Consider the following 12,095-nt stretch of genomic DNA (forward strand, 5'->3'; position numbering starts at 1 on the left):
GGAGGAGAAGCCGAACAATCTCCGCGCCTCCGCGCCTCCGCGGGAGAAAATTTCGCGCAGAGGCGCAGAGGGCGTGGAGAGAAGAAGGGAGGGGCTGCCGATCGCGGTTGAGCGGCGTGCGGTGAATGTCTACATTTCCGGCATGGTCACCTTACCGATCACCGAGCTGACCGACCGGGCGCGCGATATTTTTCGCGTGGTGGTCGACAGTTACCTGACCAGCGGCCAGCCGGTGGGGTCGAAGACGATCGCGCTGTCGGGCATCAACCTGTCGCCCGCCTCGATCCGCAACGTGCTTCAGGAACTGGAGGAGCGCGGCCTGCTGGCGGCGCCGCATACCAGTGCGGGGCGGATGCCGACCGATATCGGACTGCGGCTGTTCGTCGACGGCATGATGCACGCGATGGAGCCCAGCATCGAGGAACGCGCCGCGATCGAGGCACGCGCGGCGCGCTCCGGCCCGGTCGAGGAGGCGCTGGCCGCGACGACGGCGGTGCTGTCGGGACTGTCCGCCTGTGCCGGGCTGGTGATGGTGCCCAAGCGCGAGATGAAGCTGCGCTCGATCGGTTTCGTGCCGCTCTCGGCCACACAGGCGCTGGCTGTGCTGGTCGCCGAGGACGGTGCGGTCGAGAACCGGGTGCTGGAACTGCAGCCGGGCATGACCCCGTCGGCGTTGGTCGAGGCGGGGAATTACCTGTCCGCCACGCTGGCCGGGTTGACGCTGGGCCAGGCGCGCGAGCGGCTGGAGCGGGAGCTGGCGGCCGGGCGCGCGGCGCTGGACGGTGCGGCGCGCGCGCTGGTCGAACAGGGGCTGGCGGTGTGGAGCGAGGATGGCGACCGCCGCCCGATCCTGATCGTGCGCGGGCAGGGGCGGCTGATCGATGCCGCCGCCGCCGCCGATCTGGAACGGGTGCGCGACCTGCTCGACGATCTGGAAGGCAAGCAGGAAATCGCGCATCTGCTCGATTCGGCGCGCGCCGGGGATTCGACCCGCATCTTCATAGGCGCGGAGAACAAATTGTTCGCGCTGTCGGGATCGTCCGTGATCGCCCGGCCGTTTCGTGGGCTGGACGGTCAGGTGGTCGGTGTCGTCGGCGTAATCGGGCCGACGCGGTTGAACTATGCCCGTGTCGTGCCCATGGTGGATTTCACGGCGGCAACGCTGGCCCGCATGATGGGCTGAACAGGGATTATGATGAGCGACAACACGACCAACGAAACCCAGACCGATCTCCGCGAGGAAACGGCCGGTGCCGCGCCCGAAGTGGCGGGCCAGGACCGTCTGGCCGAGCTGGAGAATCAACTCGCCGAGGCAAAGCAGCAATATCTCTATGCCCAGGCCGAGAATCAGAACGTCCGCCGTCGTGCGGAAAAGGAAGCGGCCGACGCTCGCAACTATGCCGCGACGTCCTTTGCCCGCGACGTCCTGTCGGTCGCCGACAATCTCCAGCGGGCACTGGCGGCAATCCCGGCGGATCTGCGCACCGACGACAAGTGGAAGGGGCTGGTGACCGGCCTCGACGCCACGGGGCGCGAACTGGACAGCGTGCTGGGCCGTCACGGCATCACCAAGATCGAGGCGATGGGCCAGCCGCTCGACCCCAACAAGCATCAGGCGATGATCGAAATGCCCTCCGACCAGGAGCCGGGCACGATCGTGCAGGAGATGCAGTCAGGCTATATGATCAAGGACCGCCTGTTGCGTCCCGCACTGGTGGCGGTGGCCAAGAAGCCCGACTGATCGGGATTTATTGTCGAACGATCGGGGCGGGCCGGCAGGTCCGCCCTTTTTCGTCGGGCCGACAGGTGCTTATTGGCCGAGCAACTTCAGCACGTCCTTCTGGCTCTGCTGCGACTGGGCGAGCATCGCGATCGCCGACTGGGACAGGATCTGTTCGCGCGCCAAGTTGACGCTTTCCTGCGAGAAGTCGGCATCGGTGATGCGCGAGCGCGCCTCCGACAAGTTGGTCGAGGCGTTGTTCAGGTCGTTCGCCACCGATTGCAGCCGATTCGCACTCGCCCCCATCTCTGCGCGCACCTGGCTGACCTGCCCCAGCAACGCATCAAGGCGGCTCAGGGTGTTGTCGATCCGATAGGGGTTGGTGACCTTCAATTCCTCGGCCATCGTGAAATGGCGTCGCTCGGCATATTCCTCGGCGCTCTGGTGCGAGAAATAGCCGCCCTTGGCGGGATCGTACCACCACGCCCCGGACGTATTCAGAACGGTGGTGCCGACATCTCCGGCCCGGACCCGAAAGTTATAGCCTTCGCCGTTCGCCATGAAGTCCTCCATGGTCACGAGGTGCGTCTTGGGCGGTGACGTCGATCCCGCCTCATAGGACACATAGCGATAATCCGGCAGGAGCACCTTCGAGGGATCATACCATTGGTCGCCATAGCTTTGGGTGACCGTGGTGCCGATATCGTCCCGCGTCACCTCACGCCCGGCGATCTTCGCCCGCGCGATGAAGTCCTCGACCGTGACGGTATGGGCTGCGGCCGAAATCGTCGTGGAGGGCATGGTAAGCAGGAAGGAGAACTGCTTCGGCTGGCCGTCCGGGTCATACCATTGGTCGCCCACCTGCTGCGTCACGGTCGTCCCGATATCGTCGCGGGTGATCTCTCGTCCGGCGATCTTTCCCTTCGCCATATAGTCGTCGAAGGTCACCAGGTGCGTGTCCGTTCCCGCTTGAGTCGCGGGTGCGGTCAGGAAAATAGTGATCTCATAGGCCGCGCCGGCGCTGCGGTTCGGATTGAGCAGCGGATAGTCCCAGGTCTTGGCGGTCTTGTCGCGATCGAACTCGGTCGACACGGGATCGATGGCCAGCGGCACGGTGCTGGCCGCGTTCGGCCCCGCCTGGATGTTCAGGCGGACGGCATTGTCGATCGGCTGGCCATTGTCGTCATAGGTCGGCGCCTGGGTGCGGAATAGCGAAATGCCGTTGAACGCGGCGTTCTTCAGCGTCGCGTCGATATGGCTGGACAGCGCGGTGACCTCGGTCTGGATCGCCAGCCGGTCCTTCTCGCCATAGGTGTCCGACCGCGACTGGATGGTCAGTTCGCGCAGGCGCTGGAGGACGTTGGTCGTCTCGCTCAGAAAGCCGTCGGCGGTCTGGACCAGCGAGATGCCGTCCATCGTGTTGCGCACGCCCTGCGCCATGCCGCGAAGCTGCGAGGTCATCGCATTGCTGATCGCCAGGCCTGCCGCGTCGTCCCTGGCCGCGTTGATGCGCTGTCCCGTCGACAGCCGCGCCATGACATCGCCGATCGCGTTATTGGCCCGTTGCGAGGCCGCCAGCGCCCTCAGCGCCGCCCCGTTGGTGTTGATGACCGTCATCGCCGTTCGCATTCCCCGTCGGGCGCGTGAGCCACGCGCGTGAGGCGATGGTGATGATGGCGTTAACCAATGGGCGGCAATCCGGGGAAATCCCGGCCGGGTTTTTCCCGGATTTCAGGGGCCGGGAAAAGGGATCAGACTGGCATATTGCGTCAGCGACGGCGCGCCGGGCACGATAGCGCCGCGCGAAAGAAGAAAGGCGTGGCGCACGACTTCCGCCTGTTGCTCCAGCCCGTAGCGCGCAAAGGCCCGGCCCGGTTTCAGCACATAGTCATAGCGGCAAAAGGGATGGCGTTTTAGCGGCAGGAAGATACCGCGCTGATGCTGCCAAATATGCACCATCTCATGCACGAACAGCCCCTGTTCGTGGAGGGGGCAGGCGCCGAAATCCTCGCGCCACAGGCCGCCCCCCGGGTGGAAATGGATGCAGCCGGTCGGGGCCATCACCGTGTTGCGCGGCTGGAAGAACGCCCATTTCGTCGGCGACAGCCGCACCTGCGCATAATCGATCGCATCGCCGAACACGGACCGCGCCAGCGCTTCCTCCGCCGGGGTAAGGCCGCGCTTCGTCACGCGCCCGTCGGGGCGGGATCACCCGCCGCGATCACCCGCGCGCCCTGGCGCAGCCGGGTGCCGTCCGAAAAGGTGAGCAGTAGCGACAGGATGCGCCCCGGCTTCACGCCCGGATTCATGTCGTAGAGCATCACGTGCCGCCCGCCGGGCTGAAAGGCGACGGTGCCGCCTGCCGGGATCGGGACGGTGTCGACCTTCTTCATCGCCATGCCGCCTTCGTGCATCTCGGTGGTGATCGCCACGTCGCTGCTGACCGATATGAGGTTTACCGGCTTCGGTCCGCCATGGACGATGAAATAGGCCGCCGCCGGACGCTCCGGCACGGCGGACAGCCGGACCCAGCCTTCCTCGGCATAAAGCTCGGGCTTCTGGGCGCAGCCGGTCAGCGTCGCCGTCCCGACAAGCGCCGAAAGGCCCAGAAAAATGGCGCTACGCATGGCAAACCCTCCCGTTTCGGCAAATCCTGACGCGACCCTAGGTTCCATCCAATCTTGCGGCAACAAATCGCCCACCTATATCCGGCCAGTGAACGGGGTTTTCGGTTGCCGCTTTCGGGACCGGCGAACCCCGGCATTGGACTTCCAGACTATGTTCTTGAGGGGCATTTAGAGACTTATGGCAAAAGTGATCGGCATCGACCTCGGCACCACCAACAGCTGTGTCGCTGTCATGGAGGGCGGCAAGCCCAAGGTTATCGAGAACGCGGAAGGCGCGCGCACCACGCCGTCGATCGTCGCCTTCGCCAAGGATGGCGAGCGCCTGATCGGCCAGCCCGCCAAGCGCCAGGCGGTGACCAACCCCGACAACACTATCTTCGCGGTGAAGCGCCTGATCGGCCGCCGCTTCGACGATCCCGTCACCCGCAAGGACACCGAGCTGGTTCCCTACGCCATCGCGCGCGGTCCGAACGGCGACGCATGGGTCCATGCGGGCGGCAAGGATTACAGCCCGTCGCAGATCTCGGCCTTCACGCTGCAGAAGATGAAGGAAACCGCCGAGAGCTATCTGGGCGAGACGGTGACCCAGGCGGTCATCACGGTTCCGGCCTATTTCAACGACGCCCAGCGTCAGGCGACCAAGGACGCCGGCCAGATTGCGGGCCTGGAAGTGCTGCGCATCATCAACGAGCCGACCGCGGCCGCTCTGGCCTATGGCCTGGAGAAGCAGGACGGCAAGACGATCGCGGTCTATGACCTTGGCGGCGGCACCTTCGACATCTCGATCCTCGAGATCGGTGACGGCGTGTTCGAGGTGAAGGCGACGAACGGCGACACCTTCCTGGGTGGCGAGGACTTCGACAACAAGATCGTCGATTTCCTGGCGTCGGGCTTCCAGAAGGAAGAGGGCATCGACCTCACCAAGGACAAGCTGGCGCTCCAGCGCCTGAAGGAAGCGGCCGAAAAGGCGAAGATCGAGCTGTCCTCGGCCCAGTCGACCGAGGTCAACCTGCCCTTCATCACCGCCGACCAGAACGGTCCGAAGCATCTGGTCAAGACGATCACCCGCGCCGATCTGGAGCGGCTGGTCGAGGACCTGATCCAGCGCACGCTGGAGCCCTGCAAGAAGGCGCTGGCCGATGCGGGCATGAAGGCCGACGAGATCGCCGACGTGGTGCTGGTGGGCGGCATGACCCGCATGCCGCGCGTCCGTGAGGTGGTGAAGAACTTCTTCGGCAAGGACCCGCACACCGGCGTCAACCCGGACGAAGTCGTCGCCATGGGCGCCGCGATCCAGGCGGGCGTGCTGCAGGGCGACGTCAAGGACGTGCTGCTGCTCGACGTGACCCCGCTGTCGCTGGGTATCGAGACGCTGGGCGGCATCATGACCAAGATGATCGACCGCAACACGACGATCCCGACCAAGAAGAGCCAGGTCTATTCGACCGCCGACGACAACCAGAACGCGGTGACGATCCGGGTCTTCCAGGGCGAGCGCGAGATGGCGCAGGACAACAAGCTGCTGGGTCAGTTTGACCTGGTCGGCATCCCCCCTGCGCCGCGCGGCGTGCCGCAGATCGAAGTCACGTTCGACATCGACGCCAACGGCATCGTCAACGTCTCGGCCAAGGACAAGGGCACCGGTAAGGAGCAGCAGATCCGCATCCAGGCAAGCGGAGGCCTGTCGGACAACGACATCGACCAGATGGTCCGCGACGCGGAGAAGTTCGCCGAGGAGGACAAGAAGCGTCGTGCCGCTGCCGAGGCGAAGAACAACGCCGAATCGCTGATCCACACCACCGAGCGTCAGCTCGCGGACAATGGTGACAAGGTCGACGCGTCGCTGAAGTCGGAAATCGAAGCGGCCGTGGCGGAAGCCAAGACCGCGGTCGAGGGTGGTGACCCCGACACGATGAACGAGAAGGCACAGGCCCTTGCCCAGGTCGCGATGAAGCTGGGCCAGGCGATCTACGAGAAGCAGCAGCAGGCCGAGGCTTCGCCCTCCGCCGATGCCGGTGCGGCCAAGCAGGACGATGTGGTCGACGCCGAATTCTCGGAAGTCGACGAAACCAAGTAAGACTGTCGGCCCGGTCTGCCCTTGGGTGGGCCGGGCCTTCGGTTCCGAGTTGAGAATACCGCCCTTCGGGGCATGAAGTGGCGAAGCGCTTGGCGGTGTCGCTCCGTCCGGCCCGACGGCATGGTCGGTGGACGGGCCACGCACAGGCGGACGGGGCGAGACCGGGCATGAGCACGACGATCGACTATTATGAACTGCTCGAATGCGAGCGCACGGCGGATGATGCGACGATCAAGTCGCGCTACCGCAAGCTGGCCATGCAATATCATCCCGATCGTAATGCGGGCTGCAAGGACTCCGAGGCCAAGTTCAAGGCGATCAGCGAAGCCTATGACTGTCTGAAGGACCCGCAGAAGCGGGCGGCCTATGACCGCTATGGCCATGCCGCGTTCCAGCAAGGCATGGGCGGCGGCGGTGGCGGCGGCGCACAGGACTTCGGCGCGTTCTCCGATATCTTCGAAAGCGTCTTCGGCGAATTCATGGGCGGCGGACGCGGCGGCGGGCGGCAGAGCCCCCGGCGTGGCGCGGACCTGCGCTACGACATGGAAATCACGCTGGAAGAGGCGTTCCACGGCAAGTCGACCGAGATCACGGTCGATGTCTCCGCCGCGTGCGACACGTGCGACGGGACGGGGGCCAAGCCCGGCACCAGCGCCAGGACCTGTCAGCATTGCGGCGGCCATGGCAAGGTGCGGGCGCAGCAGGGCTTTTTCGTCGTCGAGCGGACCTGCCCGGTCTGTCAGGGTGCGGGCCAGATCATCGCCGATCCCTGCCCCGATTGCCGCGGCGAGGGCCGGGTCGAGAAGACCAAGACCCTCTCCGTCAACATCCCGGCCGGCGTCGACGAGGGCACGCGCATCCGCTTGTCCGGCGAGGGCGAGGCGGGCGCACGCGGTGCACCGGCGGGCGACCTCTACATCTTCCTCCATGTGAAGCGCCACGCCATCTTCGAGCGCGAGGGTACGACCCTGTTCGCGCGCGCGCCGATCAGCTTCACGACGGCGGCACTGGGCGGGTCGTTGTCCATCCCCGGCCTCGACGGGCGGACTCACGAGATCAAGATCCCGGCGGGCATCCAGTCGGGCAAGCAGCTCCGCCAGCGCGGGGCGGGCATGCCCGTGCTTCAGGGCCGCGGCACCGGCGATCTGATCATCCAGATCGAAGTCGAAACCCCGACCCGCCTGTCGACCCGTCAGCGCGAATTGCTCGAACTCTTCCGCGAGACCGAGACGGGCGACGAATGCCCCGAAAGCCAGGGCTTCTTCGCCAAGCTGAAGAGTGTCTTCGCGGGGGAGTAAGGCTGTTCTAAAGAATGCCGACCGAGTGAATCACGATCGGTCGGCATTCTCCACCACCGCCCGGCGCTGTTTGGCAAGATCGCGCCAGAGGATCAGGGCGAAGGGTATGATGACGATCATCAAGATGACGTTCAGCGCGATGATCCCGGCAAAGCTTCCCCCGACCGTAGCGGTCGACGCCACATCGTCTTTCCAGAAAAACATGGCCCGGCGAGGTGCCTGAGGGTCGTAGAGGATCGGAACCGTGCCGGTCGCCTCGACATAATCAATCCTTTCATGCGTGCCGCGAGCCCGGCCGCTCAGCACGTCGACGCTGCCTTCTATAGAGTGTGTCCTACCGCGAGGCGTAAAGCGATATTGCACGGCATCCGTGCAGGCGGCTTTCCCACATCCCCTGGCATAATGGCGAATAAGTTCCGCCTGGGCCGGAACGCCGCGCACCGTCAGATCCGAGGCCAGTCGATATTTGATGACATCCGGGATGACGAAATAGGCCTCGGCGAGCAGCATGACGATTGCGGCGATGATGGCCATGCCGATGCGCTTGGTACGAATTGGGTCATGGGTTCGAGCGCGCCGAAGGATGATCCAATATCCCAGAGTGCAGATAAGATAGAGGAACGCCGAGCCAGCGGCGAAGGGTAAGGCATCACCATGGATCAGGTCGTCGATCCGATGCCCCTTGTCAAACAGAGCGGGCAGCCCCGTTCGGAACAACAGCATAGTGCCAACGATCAGCGGGCCGACCAGCGCGCGATGGAGCGAACCTTCTTCACCCAAAATCGAGCGGCGATTTCCATTATCCTCGGCCATCTTTTCCCCATTCCGTCGATCCGATTTTTTCACTTCGCCCGGTTTGGAATTTTAGCGGACCTCATTCTGCGTCATGCTGGCCTCACCATGACAAGATTCTCACCGGACGCGCCGATAGGATAGATCGGGGCAAAAAGTTGGGCTTGGGCAAGGTCGTGCCGCATTGCCTTGCTTCGCGCGACATCTTGCTCGACACATTGGGGCACGCTGCTCGCAAAGGAATCCCTAGTCATGTCCTGTCGCCAGTTCGTTATGCCGGTTCTTGCCGCTGTTGCGACGATCGCTGCCGCCCCGGTGCCAGCGCCGCGCGTCGGCATCGCCAGTTTCGAGGCGCTGCCCAAGCCCTTGCCGCTGCCCTATCATGCCGGGGACGCCAAGGCGGAGATCGCCGCCGCCCGTGCGCGTGCCGTCAAGGCACACAAGCGGGTGCTGATCGATCTGGGCGGCAATTGGTGCCTCGATTGCCGGTTGCTGGCGGGCGTGATGGAAACGCCGCAGATGCGCGCCTTCGTCGCCAGGCATTTCGAGGTGGTGACGGTCGATGTCGGCCGGTTCGACCAGAATATGGACATCCCGGCGTCTTACGGGATCAAGGGGCGGCTGGCGGGCGTGCCCGCGGTGCTGATCGTCGATCCGAAGACCAACACGCTGGTCAATGCGGGCCGCGAGACGGCGCTGGCCGATGCGCGGGCGATGACGCCGCAGGCGCTGGCGGACTGGCTGGCCGGCTGGGTGGCATAAGCGACCGATCGCCGCCCCGGCTTTCACCGGGATGACGGGTGGGGGGAGGGCTTGCGGCCCTCCCCCCAAATACATCACGCCTCGCCGAAGACTCGCGCGAAGATCGTGTCGACATTCTTGTAGTGATAATCGAGGTCGAAGCGTGCCTCGATTTCCTCGGGCGACAGTGCGGCCGTCACATCCGCGTCGGCCTTGAGCAACTCCATCAGCGACAGTTCGCCGTCCGATTCCCAGACCTTCATCGCGTTGCGCTGGACCAGGCGATAGCTGTCCTCGCGGCTCACCCCCGCCTGGGTCAGCGCCAGCAGCACGCGCTGCGAATGGACGAGGCCGCCCATCTTGTTGAGGTTCTTCTCCATCCGCGCCGGATAGACGACCAGCTTGTCGATCACGCCGGTCAGGCGGGCGAGCGCGAAGTCGAGGGTGATGGTCGCGTCGGGGCCGATATAACGCTCGACCGACGAATGGCTGATGTCGCGCTCATGCCACAGCGCGACATTCTCCAGCGCCGGGGTGACATAACCGCGCACCATGCGGGCCAGGCCGGTCAGGTTCTCGGTCAGCACGGGGTTGCGCTTGTGCGGCATCGCCGACGAACCCTTCTGGCCGGGCGAGAAATATTCCTCCGCCTCCAGGACCTCGGTGCGCTGGAGATGGCGGATCTCGGTCGCGAGACGCTCGATCGAGCTGGCGATGACGCCGAGGGTGGCGAAGAACATCGCATGGCGGTCGCGCGGGATGACCTGGGTCGAGACGGGCTCGACGGTCAGCCCCATCTTCTCGGCGACATGCGCCTCGACGCGGGGATCGATATTGGCGAAGGTGCCGACCGCGCCCGAGATCGCGCAGGTGGCGATGTCGGCGCGCGCGGCGACCAGGCGCGCGCGGTTGCGGTCGAACTCGGCATAGGCCTGTGCGAGCTTCAGCCCGAAGGTGACCGGCTCGGCATGGATGCCATGGCTGCGCCCGATGGTCGGGGTCAGCTTATGCTCATAGGCGCGGCGCTTGATGACGGCGAGCAGCGCATCCAGGTCTTCGAGCAGGATGTCCGAGGCGCGGGCCAGCTGCACCGCCAGGCAGGTGTCGAGCACGTCGGACGAGGTCATGCCCTGGTGCAGGAAGCGTGCCTCCGGCCCGGTCCGCTCGGCGACATGGGTCAGGAAGGCGATGACGTCGTGCTTGGTTTCCGCCTCGATCGAATCGATGCGCGCGATGTCGAAGTCCCCGGCGGCCTTGTCGGCTTCCCAGATGCGCGCGGCGGCTTCCTTGGGGACGACGCCCAGTTCGGCGAGCGCGTCGGTGGCGTGCGCCTCGATCTCGAACCAGATGCGGAAACGGGTCTGGGGATCCCAGATCCGGGTCATGGGGGCACGGGAATAGCGCGGAATCATCGGGGCACCTTCAGGTCGTGGAAACGGCACGGTCTACCGTGCACTTCCTCTCGGAATCACGGTGTGTCGTGCCGTTAGCAGGGACGAGCCGAGCCTTCAAATCCGAAGGTGGAATCCCCATATGGCAAAATGCAGAACGGGATCGTATCACTAACGATGAAGATGCGTTCCCGGTCTTCATAGTCATCGTTCGACCAGAGTAAGGGAGAGACGAGATGATGAAATATGCTTTTCTTGGCGCCGCCATGATGGCGTCTGCTCCGGTGCTTGCACAGGTTACCCCGGCTCCGGCCCAGAGCGAGCCCACGTCGCCGCAAACTGCACCCGTAACCTCTGCCGATCCGGCACAGGCGGCAACACCCGGGACCGACCCGGCCGCTCCGGCCCAGGCGACGCCCGCGCAAGGTCAGGTCCAGGCGACCGGCGACCAGATCGCACAGGTCGTCGACACGCAATTCCCGACCTATGACAAGAATGGCGACGGCAAGCTGAGCAAGGCCGAATTCGGTCAGTGGATGGTCGCGCTGAAGTCGCAGACCGACCCCTCGACCAAGGCCGATGCGCCCGCGACCAAGAAGTGGGTCGGCACCGCCTTCGCCCAGGCGGACACGGACAAGGACAAGGCGGTGTCCAAGGCCGAACTGACCGGCTTTCTGAGCCAGGGTCAGGGCTGAATCGGAACGCCCCCTCCGTTCCGAACTATCCCTGAGCGGGGATGAGCGGGGCCGTCGGACTTTCGGGTTCGGCGGCCCTTTGCATGGCTGAAGTCCATTCCTCCCCGGCGAGCTTTGGGGGAGGGACTCCGGCGGACACGAAAAAGGGCAGGGGCGTCGCCGCCACCTGCCCTTCTTTTCGTTCGCTCGCTCGCAAGAGAAAGCGAGGCCGGATCAGGCCTCTTCCGAACCTTCGGCTGCTGCATCAGCGGCATCGTCCGCGGCGGTCGGGACCGTCGGCGGCACGATCGTCGCGATCGCGAAGTCGCGGTCGTCGATGGCGGGTTCGGCGCCCTTGGGCAGCTTCACGTCCGAGATGTGGATCGAATCGCCCACGGCCACACCCTTGAGCGAGACGGTGATCTCGGTCGGGATGCTGGCGGCGTCGACCACCAGCTCGATCTCGTGGCGGGTGATGTTCAGGACACCGCCCTGCTTGACGCCGCTCTGGTCCTCGTCGGTGAAGACGACGGGAACGGCGACGGTGACGGTCTCATGCTCGCCGATGCGCAGGAAGTCGACGTGCAGCGGGCGGTCGGTGACCGGATGGAACGCGACGTCCTTCGCCAGCGTGCGCTGGCCGTCCACCATGATGACCGAGGTGAAGAAGTGGCCGGTCATCAGCGCCTTGACGAGGGCCTTCTCTTCGAGATGGATCGACGCGGCGGCCTTGTTCTGGCCATAGATCACGGCGGGGACGCGGCCTTCACGACGC

General features: G+C 65.0%; 12 protein-coding genes. 6 read left to right on the plus strand and 6 right to left on the minus strand.

Annotated elements, in window-relative coordinates:
- Positions 1–142 precede the first annotated feature (142 nt).
- Positions 143–1,183 carry a heat-inducible transcriptional repressor HrcA gene (gene hrcA / locus ABDV78_RS16815; RefSeq protein WP_343528640.1) on the plus strand — a complete coding sequence of 347 codons (1,041 nt, stop codon included), beginning with the start codon at positions 143–145 and terminating at the stop codon, positions 1,181–1,183.
- Between the two features lie 12 nt (positions 1,184–1,195).
- Positions 1,196–1,741, plus strand: coding sequence for a nucleotide exchange factor GrpE (grpE, locus tag ABDV78_RS16820; protein ID WP_343528641.1), 546 nt, complete (start codon positions 1,196–1,198; stop codon positions 1,739–1,741).
- Positions 1,742–1,810: 69 nt separating this feature from the next.
- Here grpE and ABDV78_RS16825 read toward each other — a convergent pair whose 3' ends face one another.
- From ABDV78_RS16825 to ABDV78_RS16835, 3 genes are all read right to left on the minus strand, one after another.
- Positions 1,811–3,349, minus strand: coding sequence for a flagellin (locus tag ABDV78_RS16825; protein ID WP_343528627.1), 1,539 nt, complete (start codon positions 3,347–3,349; stop codon positions 1,811–1,813).
- A gap of 102 nt (positions 3,350–3,451) precedes the next feature.
- Positions 3,452–3,910, minus strand: coding sequence for a vgr related protein (locus tag ABDV78_RS16830; protein ID WP_343528628.1), 459 nt, complete (start codon positions 3,908–3,910; stop codon positions 3,452–3,454).
- A complete protein-coding gene (locus ABDV78_RS16835) occupies positions 3,907–4,347 on the minus strand; it encodes a copper chaperone PCu(A)C (protein WP_343528629.1) in 441 nt (146 codons plus the stop codon). The genes ABDV78_RS16830 and ABDV78_RS16835 overlap by 4 nt, the downstream gene beginning before the upstream one ends.
- A gap of 178 nt (positions 4,348–4,525) precedes the next feature.
- Between ABDV78_RS16835 and dnaK the strand changes: the two genes are divergently transcribed.
- Entirely contained in the window at positions 4,526–6,424 is a 1,899-nt protein-coding gene (gene dnaK / locus ABDV78_RS16840) for a molecular chaperone DnaK (protein ID WP_343528630.1), read from the plus strand.
- A 167-nt stretch (positions 6,425–6,591) separates the two neighbouring features.
- Complete coding sequence (dnaJ, locus tag ABDV78_RS16845; protein WP_343528631.1) at positions 6,592–7,722, plus strand: molecular chaperone DnaJ; 1,131 nt, start codon at positions 6,592–6,594, stop codon at positions 7,720–7,722.
- Between the two features lie 30 nt (positions 7,723–7,752).
- Here dnaJ and ABDV78_RS16850 read toward each other — a convergent pair whose 3' ends face one another.
- Positions 7,753–8,535 (minus strand): DUF3592 domain-containing protein, encoded by a 783-nt coding sequence (locus ABDV78_RS16850; protein ID WP_343528632.1) that lies wholly within the window; start codon positions 8,533–8,535, stop codon positions 7,753–7,755.
- Between the two features lie 252 nt (positions 8,536–8,787).
- Here ABDV78_RS16850 and ABDV78_RS16855 point away from each other — a divergent pair, with 252 nt between their 5' ends.
- Positions 8,788–9,276 carry a thioredoxin family protein gene (locus ABDV78_RS16855; protein WP_343528643.1) on the plus strand — a complete coding sequence of 163 codons (489 nt, stop codon included), beginning with the start codon at positions 8,788–8,790 and terminating at the stop codon, positions 9,274–9,276.
- 74 nt (positions 9,277–9,350) lie between these two features.
- Here ABDV78_RS16855 and purB read toward each other — a convergent pair whose 3' ends face one another.
- A complete protein-coding gene (gene purB, locus ABDV78_RS16860) occupies positions 9,351–10,667 on the minus strand; it encodes an adenylosuccinate lyase (RefSeq protein WP_343528634.1) in 1,317 nt (438 codons plus the stop codon).
- Between the two features lie 215 nt (positions 10,668–10,882).
- Between purB and ABDV78_RS16865 the strand changes: the two genes are divergently transcribed.
- A complete protein-coding gene (locus ABDV78_RS16865) occupies positions 10,883–11,341 on the plus strand; it encodes an EF-hand domain-containing protein (protein ID WP_343528635.1) in 459 nt (152 codons plus the stop codon).
- Between the two features lie 213 nt (positions 11,342–11,554).
- Here the strand turns inward: ABDV78_RS16865 and ABDV78_RS16870 are convergent.
- A partial coding sequence (locus ABDV78_RS16870; protein ID WP_343528637.1) for a 50S ribosomal protein L25/general stress protein Ctc occupies positions 11,555–12,095 on the minus strand: 541 nt, incomplete at its 5' end.

The sequence above is a fragment of the Sphingomonas sp. genome, assembly GCF_039594485.1.
GTDB lineage: Bacteria > Pseudomonadota > Alphaproteobacteria > Sphingomonadales > Sphingomonadaceae > Sphingomonas.

Excerpts from the sequence above, each read along its gene's own strand:
- hrcA (WP_343528640.1), top strand. The coding sequence starts at position 143 with ATGGTCACCTTACCGATCACCGAGCTGACCGACCGGGCGCGCGATATT.
- grpE (WP_343528641.1), top strand. The coding sequence starts at position 1,196 with ATGAGCGACAACACGACCAACGAAACCCAGACCGATCTCCGCGAGGAA.
- ABDV78_RS16825 (WP_343528627.1), bottom strand. The coding sequence starts at position 3,349 with ATGCGAACGGCGATGACGGTCATCAACACCAACGGGGCGGCGCTGAGG.
- ABDV78_RS16835 (WP_343528629.1), bottom strand. The coding sequence starts at position 4,347 with ATGCGTAGCGCCATTTTTCTGGGCCTTTCGGCGCTTGTCGGGACGGCG.
- dnaK (WP_343528630.1), top strand. The coding sequence starts at position 4,526 with ATGGCAAAAGTGATCGGCATCGACCTCGGCACCACCAACAGCTGTGTC.
- dnaJ (WP_343528631.1), top strand. The coding sequence starts at position 6,592 with ATGAGCACGACGATCGACTATTATGAACTGCTCGAATGCGAGCGCACG.
- ABDV78_RS16850 (WP_343528632.1), bottom strand. The coding sequence starts at position 8,535 with ATGGCCGAGGATAATGGAAATCGCCGCTCGATTTTGGGTGAAGAAGGT.
- ABDV78_RS16855 (WP_343528643.1), top strand. The coding sequence starts at position 8,788 with ATGCCGGTTCTTGCCGCTGTTGCGACGATCGCTGCCGCCCCGGTGCCA.
- purB (WP_343528634.1), bottom strand. The coding sequence starts at position 10,667 with ATGATTCCGCGCTATTCCCGTGCCCCCATGACCCGGATCTGGGATCCC.
- ABDV78_RS16865 (WP_343528635.1), top strand. The coding sequence starts at position 10,883 with ATGATGAAATATGCTTTTCTTGGCGCCGCCATGATGGCGTCTGCTCCG.